At 66.8% G+C, this 22,355-nt stretch carries 23 protein-coding genes and 1 pseudogene; 5 read left to right on the forward strand and 19 right to left on the reverse strand.

Annotated features, from left to right (window positions below; all coding sequences use genetic code 11):
• Positions 1-116: 116 nt before the first annotated feature.
• The 8 genes from cysW to ACO1P8_RS08620 form a co-directional block, all read right to left on the reverse strand.
• The gene (gene cysW, locus ACO1P8_RS08585) at positions 117-947 is read right to left on the reverse strand and encodes a sulfate ABC transporter permease subunit CysW (RefSeq protein WP_486295470.1); all 831 of its coding nucleotides are present in this window, start codon (positions 945-947) and stop codon (positions 117-119) included.
• Positions 948-992: 45 nt separating this feature from the next.
• On the reverse strand, positions 993-1,832 hold the full coding sequence (cysT, locus tag ACO1P8_RS08590; RefSeq protein ID WP_486295471.1) for a sulfate ABC transporter permease subunit CysT: 840 nt from the start codon (positions 1,830-1,832) through the stop codon (positions 993-995).
• A gap of 62 nt (positions 1,833-1,894) precedes the next feature.
• Complete coding sequence (gene cysP / locus ACO1P8_RS08595; RefSeq protein ID WP_486295472.1) at positions 1,895-2,902, reverse strand: thiosulfate ABC transporter substrate-binding protein CysP; 1,008 nt, start codon at positions 2,900-2,902, stop codon at positions 1,895-1,897.
• 104 nt (positions 2,903-3,006) lie between these two features.
• Positions 3,007-3,837, reverse strand: coding sequence for an NAD(+) diphosphatase (gene nudC / locus ACO1P8_RS08600; protein WP_486295473.1), 831 nt, complete (start codon positions 3,835-3,837; stop codon positions 3,007-3,009).
• A 66-nt stretch (positions 3,838-3,903) separates the two neighbouring features.
• On the reverse strand, positions 3,904-4,398 hold the full coding sequence (locus tag ACO1P8_RS08605; protein ID WP_486295474.1) for a peroxiredoxin family protein: 495 nt from the start codon (positions 4,396-4,398) through the stop codon (positions 3,904-3,906).
• 70 nt (positions 4,399-4,468) lie between these two features.
• Positions 4,469-5,209 carry a BON domain-containing protein gene (locus tag ACO1P8_RS08610; protein WP_486295475.1) on the reverse strand — a complete coding sequence of 247 codons (741 nt, stop codon included), beginning with the start codon at positions 5,207-5,209 and terminating at the stop codon, positions 4,469-4,471.
• Positions 5,206-5,799: a phosphoheptose isomerase gene (locus ACO1P8_RS08615; protein WP_486295494.1), complete on the reverse strand. Its 594-nt coding sequence runs from the start codon at positions 5,797-5,799 to the stop codon at positions 5,206-5,208. Before ACO1P8_RS08615 ends, ACO1P8_RS08610 begins: the two co-directional genes overlap by 4 nt.
• Before the next feature lie 11 nt (positions 5,800-5,810).
• A complete protein-coding gene (locus ACO1P8_RS08620; RefSeq protein WP_486295476.1) occupies positions 5,811-6,299 on the reverse strand; it encodes a YraN family protein in 489 nt (162 codons plus the stop codon).
• A gap of 61 nt (positions 6,300-6,360) precedes the next feature.
• On the opposite strand from ACO1P8_RS08620, the gene rsmI reads away from it, so the two are divergent.
• Together rsmI and ACO1P8_RS08630 are read left to right on the forward strand one after the other, a co-directional pair.
• A complete protein-coding gene (gene rsmI / locus ACO1P8_RS08625; RefSeq protein WP_486295477.1) occupies positions 6,361-7,290 on the forward strand; it encodes a 16S rRNA (cytidine(1402)-2'-O)-methyltransferase in 930 nt (309 codons plus the stop codon).
• Complete coding sequence (locus tag ACO1P8_RS08630; protein ID WP_486295478.1) at positions 7,287-7,919, forward strand: methylated-DNA--[protein]-cysteine S-methyltransferase; 633 nt, start codon at positions 7,287-7,289, stop codon at positions 7,917-7,919. Before rsmI ends, ACO1P8_RS08630 begins: the two co-directional genes overlap by 4 nt.
• Before the next feature lie 108 nt (positions 7,920-8,027).
• Here ACO1P8_RS08630 and ACO1P8_RS08635 read toward each other — a convergent pair whose 3' ends face one another.
• Positions 8,028-9,095: a septal ring lytic transglycosylase RlpA family protein gene (locus ACO1P8_RS08635; RefSeq protein WP_486295479.1), complete on the reverse strand. Its 1,068-nt coding sequence runs from the start codon at positions 9,093-9,095 to the stop codon at positions 8,028-8,030.
• Positions 9,092-9,964: an RNase adapter RapZ gene (gene rapZ / locus ACO1P8_RS08640; protein WP_094840563.1), complete on the reverse strand. Its 873-nt coding sequence runs from the start codon at positions 9,962-9,964 to the stop codon at positions 9,092-9,094. The genes ACO1P8_RS08635 and rapZ overlap by 4 nt, the downstream gene beginning before the upstream one ends.
• A 208-nt stretch (positions 9,965-10,172) precedes the next feature.
• Between rapZ and ACO1P8_RS08645 the strand changes: the two genes are divergently transcribed.
• Positions 10,173-10,895 carry a c-type cytochrome gene (locus tag ACO1P8_RS08645; protein ID WP_486295480.1) on the forward strand — a complete coding sequence of 241 codons (723 nt, stop codon included), beginning with the start codon at positions 10,173-10,175 and terminating at the stop codon, positions 10,893-10,895.
• Between the two features lie 10 nt (positions 10,896-10,905).
• Positions 10,906-12,228 carry a c-type cytochrome gene (locus tag ACO1P8_RS08650; protein ID WP_486295481.1) on the forward strand — a complete coding sequence of 441 codons (1,323 nt, stop codon included), beginning with the start codon at positions 10,906-10,908 and terminating at the stop codon, positions 12,226-12,228.
• A gap of 19 nt (positions 12,229-12,247) precedes the next feature.
• Here ACO1P8_RS08650 and hprK read toward each other — a convergent pair whose 3' ends face one another.
• The 8 genes and pseudogenes from hprK to ACO1P8_RS08690 form a co-directional block, all read right to left on the reverse strand.
• A complete protein-coding gene (gene hprK / locus ACO1P8_RS08655; protein WP_486295482.1) occupies positions 12,248-13,174 on the reverse strand; it encodes an HPr(Ser) kinase/phosphatase in 927 nt (308 codons plus the stop codon).
• 13 nt (positions 13,175-13,187) lie between these two features.
• Positions 13,188-13,643, reverse strand: a complete 456-nt coding sequence (locus tag ACO1P8_RS08660) for a PTS sugar transporter subunit IIA (protein WP_486295483.1) — start codon at positions 13,641-13,643, stop codon at positions 13,188-13,190.
• 293 nt (positions 13,644-13,936) lie between these two features.
• On the reverse strand, positions 13,937-14,260 hold the full coding sequence (gene hpf / locus ACO1P8_RS08665) for a ribosome hibernation-promoting factor, HPF/YfiA family (protein WP_094839668.1): 324 nt from the start codon (positions 14,258-14,260) through the stop codon (positions 13,937-13,939).
• Positions 14,261-14,490: 230 nt separating this feature from the next.
• Complete coding sequence (lptB, locus tag ACO1P8_RS08670; RefSeq protein WP_486295484.1) at positions 14,491-15,279, reverse strand: LPS export ABC transporter ATP-binding protein; 789 nt, start codon at positions 15,277-15,279, stop codon at positions 14,491-14,493.
• Between the two features lie 82 nt (positions 15,280-15,361).
• Positions 15,362-16,120, reverse strand: a complete 759-nt coding sequence (lptA, locus tag ACO1P8_RS08675; RefSeq protein WP_486295485.1) for a lipopolysaccharide transport periplasmic protein LptA — start codon at positions 16,118-16,120, stop codon at positions 15,362-15,364.
• A 98-nt stretch (positions 16,121-16,218) separates the two neighbouring features.
• Positions 16,219-16,839 (reverse strand): annotated as a pseudogene (gene lptC / locus ACO1P8_RS08680) (LPS export ABC transporter periplasmic protein LptC); the annotation flags it as partial.
• Between the two features lie 87 nt (positions 16,840-16,926).
• Entirely contained in the window at positions 16,927-17,532 is a 606-nt protein-coding gene (locus ACO1P8_RS08685) for a KdsC family phosphatase (RefSeq protein WP_486295495.1), read from the reverse strand.
• 2 nt (positions 17,533-17,534) lie between these two features.
• Positions 17,535-18,524, reverse strand: coding sequence for a KpsF/GutQ family sugar-phosphate isomerase (locus tag ACO1P8_RS08690; RefSeq protein WP_486295486.1), 990 nt, complete (start codon positions 18,522-18,524; stop codon positions 17,535-17,537).
• Between the two features lie 200 nt (positions 18,525-18,724).
• Here ACO1P8_RS08690 and purT point away from each other — a divergent pair, with 200 nt between their 5' ends.
• The gene (gene purT, locus ACO1P8_RS08695) at positions 18,725-19,945 is read left to right on the forward strand and encodes a formate-dependent phosphoribosylglycinamide formyltransferase (protein WP_486295487.1); all 1,221 of its coding nucleotides are present in this window, start codon (positions 18,725-18,727) and stop codon (positions 19,943-19,945) included.
• Positions 19,946-20,064: 119 nt separating this feature from the next.
• On the opposite strand, the gene ACO1P8_RS08700 is transcribed toward purT, so the two are convergent.
• Positions 20,065-21,690, reverse strand: coding sequence for an ABC transporter substrate-binding protein (locus tag ACO1P8_RS08700; protein ID WP_486295488.1), 1,626 nt, complete (start codon positions 21,688-21,690; stop codon positions 20,065-20,067).
• Between the last annotated feature and the right edge of the window lie 665 nt (positions 21,691-22,355).

Here is a 22,355-nt window from a genome sequence, read left to right on the forward strand (position 1 = left end):
TCCCCGGGCATCGATGCCGCGCCGTCACCGCGCGATCGTGGGCCGGGAACCGGCGCGCAACCGCTCGATGGCGCTGCGCTTCGTGGCGCCGGGCGGTGTTCCGCATGGCCTTGTTCTCAATGCGCCGGCCCGCGCACCGTGACGCGCTGTCCCCACTCCATGGCGGTCTTCACGACCATGGTCAGCAGCGCCAGGCAGGCGAGCAAGCCCGCTGCCGTAAACGCGGCCACCGTCTTGTAGTCGTCGTTCAGTTGTTCGATCAGCAGGGGCAGGGTCACGGTCTTGCCGCGGATGGCGCCGGATACCACGGAAACCGCGCCGAATTCGCCCACCGCGCGGGCATTGGTAATAATGGTGCCGTACAGCAGGGCCCATTTGATGTTGGGCAGCGTAATGCGCCGGAAAATCTGCCAGCCGCTCGCGCCCAGCGTCAGCGCGGCGTATTCCTCGTCCGAGCCCTGGGCCTGCATCAGCGGGATCAGAATGCGCGCCACGAAAGGCGAGGTCACGAATATCGTCACCATCACGATGCCCGGCCAGGCGAACATCAGCTGTATGTCGTGCTGGCCCAGCCAGCCGCCCACCGTGCTTTCCATGCCGTAGACCACCAGGTAGCACAGCCCCGCCACCACGGGCGATGTGGCATACGGGATATCGACCAGCGTGGTCAGGACCTGCTTGCCGCGGAAGTCGTAGCGGGTGACGCACCAGGCCAGCAGGATGCCGAACACCACGTTGATCGGTACGGTCAGCACGGCCGCCAGCAGCGTCAGCCAGATCGCATGGCGCATTTCCTCGTCGCGCAGGTTGTCCACCAGCGCGTGCCAGCCGGCCGACAGGGCCTGCTGGAAGATCAGGGCCAGCGGCAATACCAGCAGAAGGAAAGCGCCGGCGATGCCGATGGCGATCAGCGCCCACTGGCGCCAGTTCTTGGGTCGTTTGCGCATTCCCAGCCTATAGACACGTTTGGATGGCCGCACCTGCCGCGCATGCTAGCGTCCCGGCCGCTGCCACGGCAGCAGGCGGCCTTGCAGGACATGCAGGCCGAACAGCAGCATGAGCGAAGCGGCCAGTACGACCGTCGCGATGGCCGAAGCGGCCGGATAATCGAATTCGGACACGCGCACGAAAATCATCAGCGACGTGATCTCGGTCTTGAACGGGATGTTGCCCGCGATCATCACCACCGCGCCGAACTCGCCCAGGCTGCGGATGAAGGCCTGCGAGGCGCCGGTGAACAGCGCCGGCGTCAGGGCCGGCAGCAGCACGCGCCACAGCGTCTGCCTGTCGTTCGCGCCCAGCGTATGCGCCGCTTCTTCGTATTCCGGGCCGATCTCTTCCAGCACCGGCTGCACGGAGCGCACCACGAAGGGCAGGCTGGTGAAGATCATCGCCGACACCAGCCCCGGAAAGGCATACGAGATCTTGATGCCGGCCGCGTCGAACCACTGGCCCACCCAGCCGTTCGGTCCCAGCAGCACCGACAGGGTCAGCCCGGCCACCGCGGTGGGCAGCGCGAAGGGCAGGTCGACCAGGGAATCCAGGAACAGGCGGCCCGGAAAGCGGTAGCGGACAAGTATCCAGGCCAGGAGCAAACCGAACAGCACCACGACGATGGTCGACAGCAGCGCGCCCAGCAGCGTGACGCGGTAGCTCGCCAGCACGCGGGGATCCGTGATGGCCTGCCAGTACTGCGAGGCGCTCATGTCGCTGGCATACGCCAGCAGCGCGGCGATGGGGAACAGGATCACCAGCGAGATGAACAGGCTGCTGACGCCGAAGCTCAGTCCGAAACCGGGCAGGGTGGGGTGTTGTTTGAAGAAGCTCGCCATACCTGTCAGTGGAAACCGGCCCGCCGCGCGCAAAGGCGGCAGTCTACGTCAACTCGTCGCGCTCAGGGCTTGCCGGCGAGCAGCTGGTCCAGGATGCCACCGCTCTTGAAGTGGGTGTCCTGGATCTGGTCCCAGGTGCCCAGCGTCTGCGGATCCAGCAGTTCCACCTTGGGAAACCGGCTGGCGTTGGCCTTGACCACCTCGGGGTCGCGCACGCGATAGTTGAAGCTGGCCAGCAGATTCTGGATCTCGGGCGAATACTGGTACTGCAGATAGGCCTCGGCCAGCTTGCGCGTGCCCTTGGCGTCCACCACCTTGTCGACCACGGCCACCGGGAACTCCGCCAGCACGCTGACCGGGGGCACCACCACTTCCAGTCCCAAGGGCTTGAATTCATCGCTGGCGGCGATGTTGCGCACTTCGGACTCGAAGGTCAGCACGGCATCGCCCTGGTTGTTCTGCGCGAAGGCCACCGTGGCGCCGCGGCCGCCGGTCGGGAAGCTCTCCACGTTGTGCAGCAGCTTGCCGACGAAGGCGCGGGTCTTGGCCTGGTCGCCATTGAATTTCTGCTGCGCGTACAGCCAGGCCGCCAGATAGGTATAGCGCGCGTTGCCGGACGTCTTGGGATTGGGGAAGACGACCTTGACGTCGTCGCGCACCAGGTCATCCCAGGTCTTGATGTGCTTGGGGTTGCCCTTGCGCACCAGGAAGGCGATGGTGCTGTAGTAGGGCGAGCTGTTGCCCGGGAACTTCTTCTGCCAGTCCTTTGCGACCAGCCCCCGCTTGGCCAGGATGTCCACGTCGGGCACCTGGTTGAACGTCACCGTGTCCGCCTTCAGGCCCTGCAGGATCGCCTGTGCCTGGCGCGAGGTGCCGCCGAAGGACTGTTCCACCGTCACGGTCTCGCCGGTCGTTTGCTTCCAGTGGGCGATGAACTTGGGATTGATCGCCGTAAACAGCTCACGGGCAATGTCATACGAGGAATTCAGCAGGGTTTGCTGGGCCGATGCGGCGCCCGGCCCCAGCAGCAGGGTGGCGGCGATCGACGTTGCGAGCAGGCGCTTGATCAAGGTACGGCTCCACGGAAAACGATGGACCGTTCGACGCGAACGGCGCACGCATCATGCCGGGGCAGCCTAGTAACTCAAACGAAGATATTTCGTTTTATATATTTCTAGCGCTTATAAGGTATCGCGCCTGGGGGCAGATGGGCCCGGATCAGCGAGCCCGCGATGGAATCCAGCGGCGGGATATCGGGCAGGCGATCGCCCGGCCCATACCACTGGGCATCGACGATTTCCTGGCCGTCCACCCGGATGTCGCCGCCGTCGTATTCCGCGGTGAAAGCCAGCATCAGGGAATGCGGAAAGGGCCAGGACTGGCTCTTGAAGTATTTCAGGTCGCGCACGCGCAGGCCGACTTCTTCCTCGACTTCGCGGTGCACGGTGGCTTCCAGCGATTCGCCGGCTTCGACGAAGCCGGCCAGGGCACTGTAGCGGCCGGCCACGAAGTTGGCGTTACGCGCCAGCAGGATGCTGTCGCCCTTGCGGATCAACACCATCATCGCGGGGGAAATGCGCGGATACGCCGACAGGCCGCAGTTCGGGCATCTCATGCAGAATTCGTGCGACACGCGGACGGTGGGCGTGCCGCAGTGGCCGCAATAGCGGTGCGTGCGCGCCCATTCCGCGATCTGGAAGGCGCGGCCCGCCACCGCCGAGGCCTCTTCGCCCAGCAGGGGGAACATCTCGCGCAGCCGCTTGAAGATGTATCCCGGCGGCGGCGCCGCGTCGCGCGCCAGCGCCGCGCTGATACAGGCGTGTCCCAGATGGTGGCCGACGGCCTGCCATTCGACCTTCACGGCCCATTCATGGCTGTGCACCTCTTCGCCCGGCAGCGACAGGTCGTCTCGCACCAGCAGTTCGCTGCCGCGGAATACGAAAACCCGTCCGGCCGGGCTGCCGGCGATGTCGAGCGGGATAGGCGATGCGGTCGGGTCTGCCATGTGCGGGAGCGGCGGTTCTTATATAACCTGCCCCGCGCGGCGGCGGGGCGGTGGGGGTGGCGCGGCTCAGCCCGCGGCCAGCGCTTTTTCGATCTGCGCGTGGAATTCCTTGGGATCGTATTCGCCCAGGTAGCGCTTGATGATCCTGCCCTGCCTGTCGATCAGGAAAGCGGTGGGAGTCAGGCGGACGTCGCCGAAAGCCTGGGCCGCCTTGCCCTGCGTGTCCAGCGCCACCGTAAAAGGAAGCTTGCGGGTCTGGGCGTAGTTCAGGACGTAGTTGGGCGGGTCGTACTGCATGGCCACCGCCACCGTCTGGAAGCCCTGAGCGGAATAGCGGTTGTAGTCGGCGATGGTGTCGGGCATCTGTTTGACGCAGGTCACGCAGTCGGTGGCCCAGAACTTGACCAGCACCACCTTGCCGCGCAGATCCTGCAGCGAGACTTTCCTGCCGTCGATCGAGGCAAAGGTGACATCCGGCGCGGCCTGCACGGGACGCCAGACGAACCAGCCGGCGATACCCGCGACCACCGCGACCATGACTGCGACAACGAGCTTCTTCATTTCGGCACCGTCCCTTCGCGTTCCGTCGCGGAACGCATCACGCCTTGCTCCAACGCTTTACCATTGCGGGCTACTTGATCGGCATCGCCTGCGCGCCACCGCCGCCCGCGGGCGCATCCGAGGCGCTGCCGCCCGTTTCTATGGGCGCCCGCTGCGGCGCGGCATTTGCCGGCGCGGCGTTCGACCCCGCGGTACTGCCCGACAGCCGCACGGCTTCCTCGCGGCTGATGATGTCGAACAGTTTAACCACCTTGGCCACCCCGCTGACGCCCGCCGCGGCATTCGCCGCATATTCTCCTTCGGCCTGGGTTACTTTCCCCTGAAGATAGACCACGCTCTTGTCCGTGGTGACGGAAATGGAGCCGGATGGCACGAATTTGGTATTGAGCAGTTCGCTGCGGACCTTGGAGCTGAGCCAGGTGTCGTTGGACCGCACGCTGAAGCTGGAGGCCGGGCCGATGGTCAACTGGTTGACCACTTTCTTGACCTTTTCGACGCCCTGCGCCAGGGATGTCGCTTCCGCCTTGGCGGCTTCGTTGGGCACTTCGCCCGTCAGCAGCACGACGCTCTCATAGGTATTGGCGCTGACGTGGGCGGCATCGCCCAGTTTCTGCGAAATCGCGTGCTCGACCTTGAAGCTGATGTTCTGGTCGTCCAGCTGGGTGCCGGAGGTGCGGCGGTCCGTCACGACGACCGCCGCGCCGGCGGCGGCGCCGCCCACCACGACCGGGGCGCAGGCCGACAGCGTCACGACCGACGCGGCGAGCGCGGCGGCCAGGGGAATGGCGTTGAATCGGCTCTTGAATGTCATTCAGTGTCTCCCAGCAGTAAGGCATCGATACCATCGCACAAGGCATGCAGCAGCACGATGTGTGCTTCCTGGATGCGCATGGTCCGGTCGGACGGCACGCACAAATGGACGTCATGCGCGGTCATGAGTTCCCCGATTACGCCGCCGCCCTTGCCGGTCAGCGCGATAACGTGCATTTCGCGCTGTTGCGCGGCCTGGACGGCACGCACCACATTCGGCGAGTTGCCGCTGGTGGAAATGGCCATCAGCACGTCGCCGGGCTGGCCGAGGGCGTTGACCTGGCGTTCGTACACTTCATCGAAGCCGTAATCGTTGCCCACCGCTGTCAGGATGGAGGTGTCGGTGTTCAGCGTAAGCGCCGCCAACGGCAACCGTTCGCGTTCGAACCGGCCGACCAGTTCGGCGACGAAATGCTGGGCGTCCGCGGCCGAGCCGCCGTTGCCGCAGGCGAGGATCTTGGCGTTGTTGGCCAGCGCGCCGAAAAGCACGTCCACGGCCACGCTGAGCGTATCGGCCAGCGCGCCGCGGCTGGCCTGGAGGGTGGCGATCGCATTATTGAAGTGCGACACCATGCGAGTCGTCATATCAATCATGCCGCGGATTATCTCACGGGCACATCGAAGGCGTGGCGCAGCCAAAGCGGTGTATCGCCCTCGAAGGCGACTACGTCGAAACGCACCCGGGGTTGCCGTCCGCGCCAGTGGCGCGCCGTCAGCCATGGCAACGCCCAGCAGGCCGCCCGGATCAGGCGCGCCTGCTTGCTCCATCCGACGCTGGCGGCGGCGCCGCCGTAGCGGCCATCGCCGCGCGCGCGCACTTCCACCAGGACAAGCATGTCGCCATCCCGCAGCGCCAGGTCGATTTCCCCCGCCCGGCAGCGCAGGTTGCGCGCCAGCGGACGCAGGCCGGCACGCACCAGCAGCGCCAGCGCACGGTCTTCGTAGTCGCTTCCCACCCTTTGCCTGGGAGAGACCCGGGGCGGGTCGCCCGCGGCCGGCGGCGGCCGTGGCGCGCGCCGCCGCCGGCGCAGGCGCGCGGCCTGGGCGCGGCGGGAGGTCTCGAACAGCAGGGCGGATGGATCGTCGGGCATGGCGCGTCGGAGGGCGGATAAGCCACTACACTGGCACGGTCTGCTTCCTGTTTTTTCCGCAATGAACGAAAACGTCGCATCGCCGGCCGGCGGCGAGTCCTGGCGCCGGATCGCCGAACGCGTCGCCGCGCAGCAATGGCCCCCCGCCACCCTGTATGTCGTGGCCACGCCCATCGGCAACCTGGGGGACCTTAGCCTGCGCGCCTGGGAAGCCCTGAACCGCGCGGATGTCATCGCCGCCGAGGACACCCGCGAAAGCCGCACCCTGATGGACGCCTGGGGCATCGGTACCCCCTTGATGGCGGCGCACCGCCACAACGAGGCGGCCGCGGCGCAGGCGATCTGCGCCAGGCTGGCGCAGGGCCAGCGCGTGGCCCTGGTGTCCGACGCCGGCGCCCCGGCGGTCAGCGACCCGGGCGCGCGCATCGTACGCGCGGTCCGGCAGGCCGGGCACGCCGTCGTGCCGGTGCCGGGCCCCAGCGCCGTCATCGCCGCCCTCATGGCCAGCGGCGTGACCTCCGACGAGAACCCCGCCTACGTCTTCGCCGGTTTCCCGCCCGCCAAATCGGCGGCGCGCCAGCGCTGGCTGGCGCAATGGTGCGCCCTGCCGGCCCCGGTGGTGATGTTCGAATCGCCGCATCGCCTGGCCGCCACGCTCGCCGACATGCGCGAGACGCTCGGTCCGCGGCGCGAGGTCACCGTCGCGCGCGAACTGACCAAGCGTTTCGAGGAAGTCGCCACCATGCCGCTGGAAGAGGCCGGGCAGTGGCTGGGCGCACAGCCGCATCGCGGCCAGGGCGAGTTCGTGCTGATCGCGCATGCCGCGCCGGCGGAGGCCGCCGACGAGGGCGTGGACGCCGCCACCGATGCCTTGCTCGACGCCTTGCTGGAATCGGTGTCGGTGCGCGATGCCGCCCGGGTCGCGGCGCGCGTCAGCGGCTTGCCGCGCGATGTTCTTTACGCCCGGGCGCTGGCGCGCAAGCCATCATGAGCGCGCCCGCCACGCCGTCGCGGCTGCGCATCGTCGAGACGCCGCTCGGGCCCATGCGCCTGGAGGCGGAAGGCGGCGCGCTGGCGGGCGCGTGGTTTGTCGGCCAGGAGGGCTGCCCGCCCATGCCGCCGCGGGCGGACGCTGCGGGGAGCACGCCAGCGCCGGCTGGGCGAAATGGATCGCACGCGCCGGCCGTCGCCGGCTTGCATGGCGCCGCGGCAGTGGACGCCATCCTGGACCAGGCTGCCGCGGAACTGGCGGAATATTTCGCCGGGCAGCGGCGCGAATTTTCGCTGGCGATGGCCCCGCGCGGTACGCCTTTCCAGCGGCGGGTCTGGGATGCGCTGCGCGATATCCCGTTCGGCGGCCTGGAAAGCTATGGCGCCCTGTCCACCCGTTGCGCGCAGGCTGCCGCGGTGCGGGCGGTGGCGCAGGCCGTCGGGCGCAATCCGATTTCCATTTTCATCCCGTGCCACCGCATCGTCGGCGGCAACAGCGCGCTGACCGGATTCGGCGGCGGCCTGATCCGCAAACAGGCCCTGCTGGCGCTGGAGGGGCACACTTATGCCGCCGCATTGCCGGCCGCGAAAAAGCTGGACCGAAACCCAGCGCAGGGTAGTCTCTGGTAGACGCGGCCGGGTCCGGCCTCCGGACACTACGTTCGCGTGTTCCGGCTTGAGCTTCCGACTTCAGCTCCCGTCCTCGGGCTTACGCCCTGATCGGCCTACGGCTTCCGTTTAGCGCGTTGCGATGGTGGGCAGTATGCCCGTGCTGCTGGTGACCGTCTGTACCGCCGACATCGCCGCATTGCGGTCGGCATAAGGGCCGACACGGACGCGATACAACTGGCCGGCCTGTTCCACCGTGGCGGGCGGCAACCCAGCCGCGGTCAAAGGCCCGTTCACCCGCGCGGCCAGCGTTTGCGCATTGGCCGATTGGCTGAACGCCCCCAGTTGCAGATAGACGGAACCTGCGGCGACCGGTGCCTGGGCCGTGGCCGGCGCGGCAACGACGGGTGCCGCCGCCACGGATACCGGTGGCAGGGGCGTCGGACCGCCGGCCACGTCGCCGCGTCCGGCCGGCAGCGCATTAAGCGCGGCGCCGCCGGACGCCGCGCCCGCGGTCGGCGCCAGTGGCATCGCGCTGGGGGTTTCGCCGGCCGACAGCGTCACCGGCACGGGCGTGGACACCGTCGACGCCGTGGCAGCGTCGGCGTTTCCGCCGCCGTTTCTTTCGCGTTCAGCGACCATGCGCCGCACTTCGTCAGGCAGGATCCGCTGCACCGTGACTTCCCCGCTGCCCGGGCCGATGATGCCGAGCTTATAGGCCGCGACATACGAAAGGTCCATGATGCGGTTGTCGTGGAAGGGGCCGCGGTCGTTGACCCGGACGATGATGGTCTTGCCATTGATGGCGCTGGTCACGCGCGCATAGCTGGGAATCGGCAGCGTCGGATGCGCGGCCGTCATCGCATACATGTCGTAGCGTTCGCCGATCGATGTCGAGTTGCCGTGGAATTTCTTGCCATACCACGACGCGATGCCACGTTGCGTGTATGGCTGGTCGCCCGTCATCGGTACATAGCGTTTGCCGAAGACCACATAAGGCCGATTGGCGCCGCTGGCCAGCGGCTCGATGCGCGGCACGGCGTCCGGCACGGCGTCCAGGTTGCTGGGCGGATGGGCGTCCGGGCCGTCGTCCTGGTAGTAGCCCCCCCGCTTGCGCCCCCCGGTACTGGAACAACCCGCCACCACCGCGGCCAGCAAAGCGATGACGAATAGATTGCGCAAGTGCCGGAAACTCATGCGTGTTCTTCGGGGAGTTGGGTGCGGTGTCGGACCAGCAGAGGTTGGTGATCGGCGAAGCGCTGCGCCAATTGTTCGACGACATAGACGGAGCGATGCTGCCCGCCGGTGCAGCCGATGGCCACCGTCAGATAGCTGCGCGTGTCTTCCATATAGCGCGGCAGCCACTTGCGGATGAAGACCGAGATATCGTCGATCAGCTGGCGTACGGTGTCGAAGCTGGCCAGGTAGGCGGCCACCGGAGCATCCCGCCCGGTCAGTGGACGCAATACCGGATCGTAGTAAGGGTTGGGCAGGCAGCGCACGTCGAACACCAGGTCGGCGTCGCGCGGCACGCCCCGCTTGAAGGCGAACGACTCGAAGGTCAGCACGACCGCCTGGCGGTCGGCCTGCACCAGGTCGCGGATCCACGCGCGCAACTGCCCCGGCGTGAGCTCGGACGTGTCGATCACATGTTCCTGCTCGCGCAGCGGCGCCAGCATCTCGCGCTCCACGCGTATGCAATCGAGCAGCGAAGCCGGCTTGCCGCCGCGCTGCAGGCGATCGGTCAGCGGATGGCGCCGGCGCGATTCGGAATAGCGCTGGACCAGCGTATTGGTGTCGGCATCCAGGAATACCACCCGGATGCGGGTGCCCACCGCGCGCAGCGTGGCGATGGCGGCGGGCAGCTCGGCAAGCTCGCCCGGCGAGCGCACATCGATGGCCACGGCCACGCGCGCCATGGCGTCATCGCGCGCGCTGGCGATAAAGTCGGACAGGAAACGGACCGGCAGGTTATCGACGCAGGTATATCCGGAATCCTCCAGCAGCCGCAGGGCGACCGATTTGCCGGAGCCGGATATGCCGGTGATAAGGACGACGCTGAACATGACCATGATTGTGGCATGAATTGTGTTGCCGGATTTCTTCGCGCGCCGGCCGGATGTGCCCGCGCGCCCCTGCGACAAGCCATATCGCCGCGGCCCGACGGGGCGCGTACGTAACTGATATGCCCGTAAACTGTGCGACTGCCCCTGTTCTGTTTTCGCGAAAACAGGCCTAATCCAGCATACCTATATATAAAAAGAGGCGCGATCGATGGGAGTCTTCAGGCTGTGCCGCGCCGCCTGCGCGGCGGCGTTCCTGGTGGGCGCATCCGTGGCGCAGGCGCAGGACCCCGGCAACGCGCCGCTCGAACCGGGCACCATGCGGGCTCGCGTGGCGGCCTGTACGGCCTGTCACGGCGAACAAGGCCGCGCCGGCCCGGACGGCTACTACCCGCGCCTGGCCGGCAAGCCTCGCGACTACCTGTACCACCAGCTGCAGAATTTTCGCGACGGCCGCCGCCAGTATGCCCCCATGGCGCATCTGCTGCGCAATCTGCCGGACAGCTATCTGGGGGAGATCGCGGCGTATTTCGCCGACCAGCATGTGGCCTATCCGCCGCCCTCGCGCGCCGATGTCGGCGCGGCCATGCTCGAACGCGGCCGCCTGTTGACCACCGCGGGCGAACCGGGGCGCGGCGTGCCCGCCTGCGTCGCCTGCCACGGCGCGAGCCTGGGCGGCCTGGCGCCCGCCATCCCCGGGCTGCTCGGCTTGCCGCGCGACTACCTGCTGGCGCAGATCGGCAGCTGGCGCAGCGGGACGCGGCGGGCGGCCGAACCGGACTGCATGGCCCATGTGGCGCGCCAGCTGGATCCGGAGGATGTCGCCGCGGTCGCCGCATGGCTGTCCTCGCAGCCCGTGCCTCCCACGTACGAGCCCGCCGCGGCGGCATCGATCACGCTACCCACCGCCTGTGGCAGCCAAACGCAGCAATAGCCTCTTGCCCATGTCCTCCTCCCCCTCAAACGACTCCCCGCGCGGGGCGCGCGGCAGAAACGCCGGCCGGATCGCCGTCCGCATCGTCGTCGCGCTGCTGCTGGTCCTGGCCGCCGGCGTGGCCGCGCTGGCGTGGCGCGGCTATCGTGACGATCGGTCCACCGGCCCGGTCCAGGCCGGCGCCGATCCCGCCCAGCGCGTGGCCTACGGCGCCTACCTGGCCAAAGTGGGCGATTGCATGGCTTGCCACACGGTGCCGGGCGGCCAACCGTATGCTGGCGGCGCCGCCATCCCGACGGCCTTCGGCACCTTCTACGGCCCCAACATCACCCCCGACCCGTCCACCGGCATCGGCGCCTGGACAGCCGACGATTTCTGGCGTGCCCTGCACCAGGGCAAATCGCCATCGGGCGCACTGCTGTATCCCGCCTTTCCCTACACGGAATACACCCGCATCAGCCGCGCGGATGCCGACGCGCTCTATGCCTATCTGCGCACCGTCGCGCCGGTTGCCCGACCCAGCAGGCCGCATGACCTGGATTTCCCCTATGGCTGGCGGCCCTTGCTGGCCCTGTGGCGGGGCCTGTATTTCCAGCCCGGCGTGCACGCCGATGCCGGCGCCGATAGCGAGCTGGCGCGCGGCCGGTACCTGGTCGATGGCCTGGGGCATTGCATTGCCTGCCATGCGCCGCGCAATGGGCTGGGCGCCACGCCCGGCGGATCCGGCCTCGCGGGTGGCATCATCGAAGGCCTGGGATGGTACGCACCCGCATTGGATGGCGATCCGCGCAACGGCCTGGGACGCTGGTCGCAAGACGATGTCGCAGCCTTGCTGAAAACCGGCACCGGCGTGCACGGCGCTGCCGCCGGCCCGATGGGCGAAGTCGTCGCGGGCAGTACGCAATACCTGACCGATGCCGACGCGCGCGCGATCGCGGGGTATCTGAAGTCGCTGCCCGCCGGTCCGGCGCCCGCCGCGGCGACCGTGCGCGAGGCGGGCGGCATGCGGCGCGGCGCGGCCGTGTATAAGCAGCATTGCGTGGAATGCCATGCCGCCGACGGCCAGGGCAAAGGCAGGGACTGGCCGGCGCTGGCGGGCAATATCAGCGTCACCGCGCCCTATCCGGGCAATGTCATCCATATGGTGCTCGAAGGCGGTTTCGCGCCGGCCACGGCGGGCAATCCGCGTCCGCACGGCATGCCGCCGTTCGGCCAGGTACTGGGCGACGATGACGTCGCGGCCGTGGTGACCTATGTGCGTAACAGCTGGGGCAATGCCGCGGGCGGCGTGACCTCGTTGCAGGTCAAGCAGGCCCGGGCGATGGGCGGATAGGCGCCGACGCGCCCGGGGTTTACTTGCTGTTCTGCAGGATCGCCATGGCCTGGCGTTCCATGAATTCGCCCAGCGTGTCGATGCCGCGCAGCTTCAGGATAGTGTTGCGCACCGCGGCTTCCACCAGCACGGCCAGGTTGCGGCCGGCGGCCACCTGCAGCATCACCTTGCGGATGGGCAAGCCCAGCATGTCCTGCGTGATGTCCTGCAGCGGTAGCCGTTCGAATTTGTCCTGGGCCGTCGCGCGCACCAGGTGCACGATCAGCTTCAGGCGCATCTTGCGGCGCACGGATGTCTCGCCGAAGATGGTGCGGATGTCCAGTAGGCCCAGGCCGCGCACCTCCAACAGGTTCTGCAGCAGCGAAGGGCAGTGGCCTTCGATCATGTTCGGCGCCGTGCGCGAGAGCTCGACCGCGTCGTCCGCGACCAGCCCGTGCCCGCGCGAGATCAATTCCAGCGCCAGCTCGCTCTTGCCCAGGCCCGATTCGCCGGTGATCAGCACACCCAGCCCCAGCACGTCCAGGAAAACGCCGTGCACCGTCGTGGTCGGTGCCAGCTTCTTGCCCAGGTAAATGCGCAGCAGATCGATCAATTGCGCGGCGGGTACCGGCGTGCTCAGCAACGGCACCTGGTGCTGGTCGCATTGGTCGATGAGGTCCTGAGGTGCCGTCAGGCCATCGGCAAGCAGGATCGCCGGCACGCCGCCGATCAGCAGTTCGTCCATGTGGTGCATGCGACGCCGCAGGTCGAAACGGGTGTAGTAGGCCAGCTCTTCCTGTCCGAACACCTGGATGCGCGAGGGGTGGATCAGGTTCAAGTGGCCGACCAGGTCGGCCGCGGCCATGCCGTCGTCCGGCACGATCCGGTCCGCCGCGCCTTGTCCCGCGATCCAATTGAAGGGGATTTTGTCGGCGTTGTCGTCGACCAGTTCCTGGACGGTAAGCATGGCGATGGGAAGATCAGAGTGTGCCGGTCGTCAACATGCGATGCACCGCCATCGGATCGGTTTCCGTGGCCAGGGCTTCGCGTAGGGGTTTGTTGGACATCAATTGCGCGAGCTCGGCGAGTATATCCAGGTGCTGCTGGGTCGCGTTCTCCGGCACCAGCAGGAACAGCAGCATGCTGACCGGCTGATTGTCCGGCGAGTCGAAGGGCACGGGCCGCGACAGGCGGAAGAACGCCGCCACCGCCTCGTTCAGGGACTTGACCCGGCCGTGCGGTACGGCGACGCCTTGGCCCAATCCGGTGGAACCCAGCCGCTCCCTGGCGAAGAGGCTGTCGAATACGGTCGAACGGGCCAGGCCGTGATGGTTTTCGAAAAGCAGGCCCGCCTGTTCGAATGCCCGCTTCTTACTGGTGGCCAGCAGGTCAAGCACGACATTCCCGGCAGGCAGGATGCGGGGCAGATGATTCATGATTGGATTATATGTTCATATGCCGCAACGCAAAAAAACAGATAAGGCGGCGCGCGGCGTCTTTATTCCCTCGTGCGGAGAGATCGCTTCCGGCAAATGGGGATTCGGTGCAGGTGGGAAATGCGGGGGCGGGGGTTGCTGCGTCAGGGCCGCAAGCTGGGCCGGGGGAGGTTCAGCATGACCGATGCCCCGAAAACGTGGGATCTGCGGGACATCGGCGCTTGGGACCTGCGTTGCGCGTATGGCGCGAACTTATCGCTCGTCAACGAGCGTTCGTGAGGCGCGGTGCGGCATCAGGCCGCTGCGGGTAGTCGCTTCACGGACTCGGTGGCGTGGCTCTGTACCTTATCCTTGTGTCTGATAACCTGACGGTCGATTTTATCGGCGAGCAGGTCAATGGCGGCGTAGAGGTTTTCATCCTGTGCTTCGCAATGGATGTCCTTGCCTCGCAATCTCATGGTGACCTCGGCGGTATGTCGCAACGGTTCCACCGAGAGCATGACCTGCACATCGATGATGTGATCGAAATGCCGCAGAGCTCGCGCCAATTTGTTCACTACATACTCCCGGATCGCCGGGGTGACGTCGAGATGACGACCGCAGATGCTTAGATTCATAGTGCAATCTCCTTCTGCCAAGAAAAGGTTCGTTTGCGCGTAAGAGCAGAGATTTCCCGCTGTGTATCTCCTTGTAAAAAACGAAGGAACCGATACTTTCAGAGCTCCGCCCACCGCCCTACGGCTGAGTGAGATGCGGCGCCCTGTAATCCTAGTGTAAAGACTCCAGCGGGCAATTCAATCCGTCCCTGAAAGAAGTCCGCGGCCCGCCCGTTGAAACGCGTCGACCGTTACATTTTGAAGTGTTCACCCAAATAGACGCGCCGTACGGCCGGGTCCCCGACGATGTCTTCCGGATGGCCGTCCGTCAATACCTTGCCTTCGCTGATGATGTAGGCGCGGTCGCAGATGCCCAGCGTTTCGCGCACGTTGTGGTCGGTAATCAATACCCCGATGCCGCGGCTTTTCAGGAAGCGCACGATGCGCTGGATTTCGATCACGGCAATCGGATCGACACCGGCGAACGGTTCGTCCAGCAGGATGAAGCGCGGGCTGGTGGCCAGGGCGCGCGCGATTTCCACACGGCGGCGCTCACCGCCGGACAGGGAAATCGCCGTATTGCCGCGGATATGGCCGATCTGCAGTTCGTCGAGCAGCAGTTTGAGGTTTTCATTGATGGCCTGCGCGGAGATCTGCCGTCCGCGCTCGTCCTGCTGCAGTTCGAGGACGGCACGGATATTCTGTTCCACGGTCAGCCGGCGGAATACGGAGGCATCCTGCGGCAGGTAGGAAAGACCAAGACGGGCGCGCTTGTGTATGGGCAGGCCGGTGATGTTCTGTTCGTCGATCTCGATACGGCCGGCCTCGGCCGGCACCAGCCCCACGATCATGTAGAAGCTGGTCGTCTTGCCCGCGCCGTTCGGCCCGAGCAGGCCGACGACTTCGCCGCTGTCCACGGAAAGCGATACGTCCTGTACGACGGTGCGCCCGTGGTAGGTCTTGCGCAGGCCTACCGCCCGCAGGCTGCTGGGACGGGACGTGGCCGGCGTCTGGGCTTCGGGAGTGGCTTGCGTGATCATTGAGTGTGGCTGCAGTCGGATAAACGGGATACCGGCGATGCCGGTGGCGCGCCGGCCGCGCTGGCGCGGCGGCGGGGAGACATCAGGGCTTGACGGCAGACTTGCCGGGGGCGGCTTTGCCCGCGGCGGGCTTGCCTTGCTGCGCCCGGCATTCCGCGATGGCCGCGTCGGTGCGCGCGCGCGGTTCCATGACGGAACGGACGCGGCCGGCTGGCGCCGAGGATTCGGGGCCGCCTATGGCTTCGTAGGTGCCTGCCTTGTCGTTATAGCGGACGCGGTCGCCACGGATGGTGTCGAAGGGCTTGCCGCAGATGAACCGTGTCACAACGGCCTGGCCGATCAGGTCGAAGGTACTCTTGGTGCCGTCGTATTCGGCGCGGCGTCCCACCCCTTCGATCACCTCGAAGTTTTCCGGACGTTCCTGGCGCACGGTCACCATCTTGCCCGGGCTGGCCAGCGCCGTGCCGTACTGGTTGCCCTGGGCATCCTCGCGCATCTGGAGTTCGTCGGAATGCAGGGTCATCAGGCCGCGCGTCATGATGACGTTGCCGGTGAACACGCTGGTCTTCTTGACATCATCGTAGTGCAGGGTTTCCGACAGGATCACCGTATTCGGTTCCTGCTCGGGCGTTTGTGCGCCGTCCTTGCCGGAGGCCTTCGTCCCATTGGTGCCAGGGCTTTTCTTGGCGGGAGACTGTCCCGACACGGCGGGCGCCGGCGACGTGGCGGGCGCCACGGGCGTGGCCGCTGCGCCTTGCGCCTGCGCGCTGGCGGCGGCCATGGCAAGGATGACGCCGGTCAGCCAGACAGACGGCGGGCGTTTGGGGAGTGCAATCATCATTGTTTTTTTACGGATGCGTGGGCGGGCGCCTGCGCGGACGCGGCGGGCGTCCGGGCGGGCGGTCGTGTATCGGTCCGCGGCGCGGGCGAGCCATCCGCGGGCTTGGATTGGTCCTTGGGCTTGTCCTTGGAATTCGTATGCTGCGTGTCCGCGGGCGCGATTTCCACGTTGGTGGACGAGAATACTTCCAATTGGCGGGTCTTGTTGTTGTACTTCATTCCCGTCCCGTTCATGCGCGACTGGCCGCGCGTCACCAGCGCGGGCAATGTGGTGCTGATCGTGTCATCGTCGGGCAGGATCACCAACTGCTCGCTGCGCACGTCCAGCGGCGGAGTGTCCGCATCCGGCTGGCGATGCATGTGCGCGTTCTTGTCCATCACGATGCGTTTGCCGCCTTCATACATCGTGGCCGTCTCGGACGTCGCCACGGTGATGGGCGTGTTGGGGCGCAAACCGACGGCGCGCGGGTCGGTCACCACGTAGGAATCGTCGTCCGGGTAGTGTTCGCCGTAATCGCCTTCCATGCGGTTGATGGGCTTGCCGTCCTGGCCGGTGCGCACCATGACGAAGTTGCGCGACCACGCGTCCATTTCGTGCGTCAGGCGCCGTGGCGGATCGGTCGGCACGGCCCGCTGGGTATAGTCGGCCGCCCACCACGTCCCGAGAACCAGGGCGAGGAGCAGAAACAGCGCGATCAGCGAGGGGAAGCGTTCTTTCATGCGATACGGTAGGTCATTCTGTGCGGTGCGGTCCGGTGTTGTGCCGGGGCGTGGTGTGCGATGGCGGGAGTGGAGGACAGGCCGGGGTTACTGGATCGCGCCCGGACCGAGCAGCCCCGGAGAGGCCAGCAGCGCGCCGAGCCGGCCCTGGCACGCCAGCAGCACGTCGCAGCATTCGCGCACCGCGCCGCTGCCGCCGGGCTGGGTGGCCACCCAGTGCGCCCCCTGCGCCACGTAGGCCGGGGCGTTGGGTACGGAGGCGGCGAAGCCGGCTCGCTGCATGGCCGGCAGGTCGATGATGTCGTCGCCCATGTAGCCGGTCTGCTCCAGCGTCACGCCGCTGCGCTGCGCCAGTGCCGCAAGGGCGCCGCCCTTGTCGCGCACGCCCTGCATGACTTCGGCGATGCCCAGCTCCGCGGCGCGCCGGTCCACGATGGGGCCGGATCGGCCGGTGATGAGCGCGACCGCGATCCCGCCTTCGGCCAGCAGGCGCAGGCCATGGCCATCCAGGGCATTGAATCGCTTGAAGAGTTCCCCATGCTCGCCGTAGTACAGGCTGCCGTCGGTGAGCACGCCGTCCACGTCGAACACCATCAGGCGCACGGCGGCCGCGCGCTCTTTCACGGCGGGCTGCAGTCGCGCCAGTATCAGGGCTTCCGCGGGATGTATCGCCGAATGCGCCGTTGCAATCATGTTCATACCACCTTTGCCGCCATCAGGTCGTGCATGTGTAGGGCGCCGATCAGCACGCCGTCGGGATCCAGGACGAGCATCTGGCTGACGCGCAATTCATCCATCTGTTGGGCGGCGACCACCGCCAGGGCATCGGGGGGCACCGTATGCGGCGACACCGTCATGCCGTCCGTGATCTTCAGACCGCGCACGTCGCCGTGGCGTTCAATGAGGCGGCGCAGGTCGCCATCGGTGAAGATGCCCAGCGGATGCCGTCGCTCATCCACGATGACCGTCATGCCCATGCGCTTGCGGGATATTTCCTCCAGGGCGCGGGACAGGGAAGCGTCCGAAGGCACCATGGGCAGGGCGTCGCCTTGCCGCATGACGTCCCGCACATGGGTCAGCAGGCGCCGGCCCAGCGTGCCGCCGGGATGCGAGCGCGCGAAGTCCTCCGGCCCGAAGCCGCGCGCTTCCAGGCAGGAGACAGCCAAAGCATCGCCCAGCGCCAGCGCCGCCGTCGTGCTGGCGGTCGGCGCCAGGTTCATGGGGCAGGCTTCCTGCGTGACACTGACGTCCAGGTGGATATCGGCCTGCCGGGCCAGTTCGGAAGCCGGGTTGCCCGTCATGGCCACCACGCGCGTGCCCAGGCGCCGCGCGGCCGGCAGGATGGTGAGAAGTTCGCTGCCCGAGCCGGAATAGGAAATGGCGATCAGCACGTCGTCGGCGGTGAGCATGCCGAGGTCGCCATGCACGGCTTCGGCCGCATGCAGGAAGAACGACGGCGTCCCGGTGGATGCCAGCGTCGCGGCGACCTTGCGCGCGATATGGCCCGTTTTGCCGATACCGCTGACCACCACGCGGCCACGGCAATTCAGCAGCATGTCCACGGCGTGGGCGAAACTGTCGTCCAGACGGGCTTCCAGTTCGTGCAGGGCTTGCGCCTCGATGCGCAGCGTGCGCCGGGCCGAGGCCAGCGCCGCGTCCGGAGAAGTAGCGGGAAGGGCATTCATGGAGCGATTTTAATCGCAGAGCGGCAACTTGCCCGAGGCGGAGGCGGTTGGTTCCATCACACCCGGCGCGGCACGGAAGGGGTGGCTGCCTTCCTGGGGGCCAGGGCTGCCCGGCCGGGTTGCCCGGGCACGGACCCTATGGCATGCTGGCGGGCTCCCATGCCGCGGGCCCGGCCCGTTCTCCACACGCAGGTTTTCCCATGTCCTCGATTCCCGCACCCCGATTCGGCACGCCGCTGTCTTCCGCCGCCACCCGCGTCATGCTGCTGGGCGCCGGAGAGCTCGGCAAGGAAGTCGTCATCGCCTTGCAACGCCTGGGGGTAGAGGTCATTGCCGTGGACCGCTACGCCGACGCCCCGGGCCAACAGGTGGCCCATCGCGCGCAAGTGGTCTCCATGACCGACCGCGACGCGCTGCGCGCGGTCATCGAACGCGAGCAGCCCCATGTCATCGTGCCGGAAATCGAGGCCATCGCCACGGACCTGCTGGTGGAGCTGGAAGCCGCGGGCACCGTCCGCGTCACGCCCACGGCGCGCGCGGCCCAGCTCACCATGAACCGGGAAGGCATACGCCGCCTGGCGGCGGAAACCCTGGGCCTGCCCACATCGCCCTACAAATTCGTCGATACCGAGGCGCAGTTGCGCGACGCCATCGACGGCGGCATCGGCTACCCCTGCGTGATCAAGCCCGTCATGTCCTCGTCCGGCAAGGGGCAATCGGTCATCAAAGGCCCGGACGACGTCGCCGCCGCCTGGCGTTATGCCCAGGAAGGCGGCCGCACCGGCGCCGGACGCGCCATCGTGGAAGGCTTCATCCGTTTCGACTACGAAATCACCCTGCTTACCGTACGCGCCCGCGGCGCTTCGGGCGAGATCGAGACCGCTTTCTGCGCGCCTATCGGCCATAAGCAGGTCGATGGGGACTATGTCGAAAGCTGGCAGCCGCATCCCATGTCGCCGCTGGCGCTCGAGCGCGCCCGCGCCATCGCCCTGGCGGTAACCGGCAACCTGGGCGGCCTGGGCCTATTCGGGGTCGAACTGTTCGTCGCTGGCGACCAGGTCTGGTTCTCCGAAGTCAGCCCGCGTCCCCATGACACCGGTATGGTGACGATGATCACGCAGATACAGAACGAATTCGAATTGCATGCCCGCGCGCTGCTGGGCTTGCCGGTGGATGTCGGCATGCGGCAATCCGGCGCCAGCAGCGTGATTTATGGCGGTGTAGAGGCCAAGGCCGTGACCTTCGACGGCGTGGCCGCGGCGCTGGCCGAACCAGGCACAGATATCCGCCTGTTCGGCAAACCCGAATCCTTCGTCAAGCGCCGCATGGGCGTGGCGTTGGCGACCGCCGGTGACGTGGATGCCGCCCGGGAAAAGGCGCTGCGCGTGTCCGGCTCGGTGACCGTGAAGGCAGCGCCGTAGTCGTGTGAAGCGCGCGCCGCGAATCCGGGCCCGGTCAGCATATCCTCGTCGGCGCCGTTCCGGTACCGGAACGAAAAACGCCCGGTAAACCCGGGCGTTTCGGCGATCGCGGCCGCGGTTTATTTGCCGGCCGGTTTCGCCGACATGGCCAGCGTGAACTGGTCGCGGCGGCCTTCGTAGACGATGCCCTTGCGGTAAGCCCACAGCGTGCTCTCGAAGTGCAGCGGGATCAGCGGCACATCGGCCAGCGCGATCTTCGTCGATTCCTCCAGCAGCTTGCGCCGCTTATCGGCGTCCACGGTGACCGCGGCTTCCCGGTAGACCTTGTCGAATGCCGGATTGGAATAGCCGCCGTAGTTGCTGGTCCCCAGGGACTTCGCCGCGTCCAGCGACGTTACCCACAATTGGAACAGCGCCGACGCCTCGCCGACTTCCGACGGCCATCCGCCCATCGAAAAGCTGAATTCCCTCTTGGCCCGCTTGGGGAAGTAGATCGACGCGGTCATCGCGTCGACATTGGTCTTGATGCCGATGCGCGACAGGTACTGCGCGACCGCCTGCGCGACCTGGCCGTCATTGATATAGCGGTCGTTGGGCGAGGACAGCGTCAGCTCGAAGCCATCGGGATAGCCGGCCTCGGCCAGCAGCTTCTTCGCCCCGGCGGGGTCGTATTTGATCTCCGGCGCATGGGCCAGGCCGCCGAACATGCCGTCCGGCATGTATTGATAGGCGGGGGTCGCCATGCCGTCCATGATGCGTTGCGTGATCGCCTTGCGGTCGATCGCCATATTGATGGCCTTGCGCACGCGCAGATCCTGGAGCGGATTCTTGCCGTTGGGCGCCTTTACCTGCGGGCTGGGATCGCGGCCCACATCGGGCTGGAAGAACACCAGGCGGGTCGACGGCGTGGCCACATAGGCGAATTTGGGATTTTCCTTCAAGCGGGGGATGTCGCGCGCCGCCGGGTTTTCGATCAGGTCGAAATCGCCCGAGAGCAGCCCGGTCATGCGCGGCCCGGCATTGGGCACGGGCACCATCTTGACTTCTTTCCAGTACGGTTTGGGGCCCCAGTAATGCTCGTTGCGCACCAGTTCGATGCCCGTGCCCTTCACGTAGGACTTCAGGAGGTAGGGGCCGGTGCCGATCGCGTCCTTGCCATTGTTGAAGTCGACCACGGTGGGCCAGGGGCCCGTCACGCCGCAGCCTTCCTTGGGCGCGAACGTCAGCTTGCCGTGCGGCACGATGCCATTCCAGATGATGGGCAGCGAGCGGGCAATCTCCGCCGGCATCACGGGCAGCGGCTGGCGCGTCTTGATGATGACCGTGTAGTCGTCCGGCGTCTGCACATCGGCGAACATCTGCGTCAGCGTGGCATACGACCTGGAAATATTCGTCTCGTTGTTCAGCGTGCGGCAGATCGTGAACAGCACGTCCTGGGACGTGAACGGCTTGCCGTTGGAGAAGGTCACGTCGTGGCGCAGCTTGAATTCCCAGGTCAGGTCATCCAGGTTCTTCCAGGATGTGGCAAGCGCCGGTACCAGATTCATATTCGCGTCGCGTCCTATCAGCGAGCTGTAGACGTGTGCCGCAAAGGCATCGTTCGCCGACATCTTGTGATAGTGCGGGTCCGCGGAAGTCGGCTCGGCCGATAGCGCGATCTTCAAGGTCTGGGCCTGGGCCGGGACGGCCGCGGCAATACCGACGCTGGCGCACAGCAGGGCCAGGGCATGGCGGGGAAACAGCATGGATGTACTCCGGGGAAGTGGCGCGCGATAACCGCAGCCGCTTCGGCTGGCGGCCCCGCGGCGCTCCGGTCGCCGCCCGGCGAGGAGCGGCCAGGGACGCAACCGTAACCAACTCGTTATCAGACGTATCGCCGAAGCGGCCGATTATGGTGAGACGGTGGAAACCCTGTCAATGCGCGTTAGCGAGAAGACAACGGTTTGCGGGGGAGGAGGTGAGGAAAGGCGGACTGCCAATGCCGCCGTCGAGCCGTCCGCTCCCCAGGAGGGGAAGAGGCGGGTCGGCTGGAGGGGTGAAGAGGGAGAGGGTCGCCGGCGCGCGGACACGCCGCGCCCAGGGCTGCCGGTTCTTCGCGGAGGGGCGCGGGGAACCGGCAAGCCCGGTAATGGCCGGGTCGCGCGACGCACATCACTGCTGCGGCGCGACACCGGTCATTACCGTAAGGCTGCGCCACCGCCGCGGACCGGAATGCGGCCGCTGCCATGGCAACTGCTGCTACGACTGCTGGTACTGCTACGTCAACTACGACTACAGACACTGCGGGTACGGCTACGTCAATGGCAACGACGAACTGCTGATGCTGCTACTGCGACACTGCTGCTACGACAACTGCTGGTGCTGCTACGACAACTGCTACTGCTACTGCGACAACGGCTGCTATTGCTAC

It is taken from the genome of Bordetella sp. (assembly GCF_057362025.1).

Bases quoted from the DNA above. Each gene is read 5' to 3' on its own strand.
- hprK (WP_486295482.1), bottom strand. From the start codon at position 13,174: ATGCTTACCGTCCAGGAACTGGTCGACGACAACGCCGACAAAATCCCC.
- lptB (WP_486295484.1), bottom strand. From the start codon at position 15,279: ATGATCACGCAAGCCACTCCCGAAGCCCAGACGCCGGCCACGTCCCGT.
- ACO1P8_RS08645 (WP_486295480.1), top strand. From the start codon at position 10,173: ATGGGAGTCTTCAGGCTGTGCCGCGCCGCCTGCGCGGCGGCGTTCCTG.
- ACO1P8_RS08630 (WP_486295478.1), top strand. From the start codon at position 7,287: ATGAGCGCGCCCGCCACGCCGTCGCGGCTGCGCATCGTCGAGACGCCG.
- nudC (WP_486295473.1), bottom strand. From the start codon at position 3,837: ATGGCAGACCCGACCGCATCGCCTATCCCGCTCGACATCGCCGGCAGC.
- ACO1P8_RS08690 (WP_486295486.1), bottom strand. From the start codon at position 18,524: ATGAATGCCCTTCCCGCTACTTCTCCGGACGCGGCGCTGGCCTCGGCC.
- ACO1P8_RS08605 (WP_486295474.1), bottom strand. From the start codon at position 4,398: ATGAAGAAGCTCGTTGTCGCAGTCATGGTCGCGGTGGTCGCGGGTATC.
- ACO1P8_RS08660 (WP_486295483.1), bottom strand. From the start codon at position 13,643: ATGAATCATCTGCCCCGCATCCTGCCTGCCGGGAATGTCGTGCTTGAC.
- hpf (WP_094839668.1), bottom strand. From the start codon at position 14,260: ATGAATCTAAGCATCTGCGGTCGTCATCTCGACGTCACCCCGGCGATC.
- ACO1P8_RS08635 (WP_486295479.1), bottom strand. From the start codon at position 9,095: ATGAGTTTCCGGCACTTGCGCAATCTATTCGTCATCGCTTTGCTGGCC.
- ACO1P8_RS08620 (WP_486295476.1), bottom strand. From the start codon at position 6,299: ATGCCCGACGATCCATCCGCCCTGCTGTTCGAGACCTCCCGCCGCGCC.
- cysT (WP_486295471.1), bottom strand. From the start codon at position 1,832: ATGGCGAGCTTCTTCAAACAACACCCCACCCTGCCCGGTTTCGGACTG.
- ACO1P8_RS08650 (WP_486295481.1), top strand. From the start codon at position 10,906: ATGTCCTCCTCCCCCTCAAACGACTCCCCGCGCGGGGCGCGCGGCAGA.
- ACO1P8_RS08610 (WP_486295475.1), bottom strand. From the start codon at position 5,209: ATGACATTCAAGAGCCGATTCAACGCCATTCCCCTGGCCGCCGCGCTC.
- lptA (WP_486295485.1), bottom strand. From the start codon at position 16,120: ATGATGATTGCACTCCCCAAACGCCCGCCGTCTGTCTGGCTGACCGGC.
- cysW (WP_486295470.1), bottom strand. From the start codon at position 947: ATGCGCAAACGACCCAAGAACTGGCGCCAGTGGGCGCTGATCGCCATC.
- rapZ (WP_094840563.1), bottom strand. From the start codon at position 9,964: ATGTTCAGCGTCGTCCTTATCACCGGCATATCCGGCTCCGGCAAATCG.
- rsmI (WP_486295477.1), top strand. From the start codon at position 6,361: ATGAACGAAAACGTCGCATCGCCGGCCGGCGGCGAGTCCTGGCGCCGG.
- ACO1P8_RS08700 (WP_486295488.1), bottom strand. From the start codon at position 21,690: ATGCTGTTTCCCCGCCATGCCCTGGCCCTGCTGTGCGCCAGCGTCGGT.
- ACO1P8_RS08685 (WP_486295495.1), bottom strand. From the start codon at position 17,532: ATGATTGCAACGGCGCATTCGGCGATACATCCCGCGGAAGCCCTGATA.
- purT (WP_486295487.1), top strand. From the start codon at position 18,725: ATGTCCTCGATTCCCGCACCCCGATTCGGCACGCCGCTGTCTTCCGCC.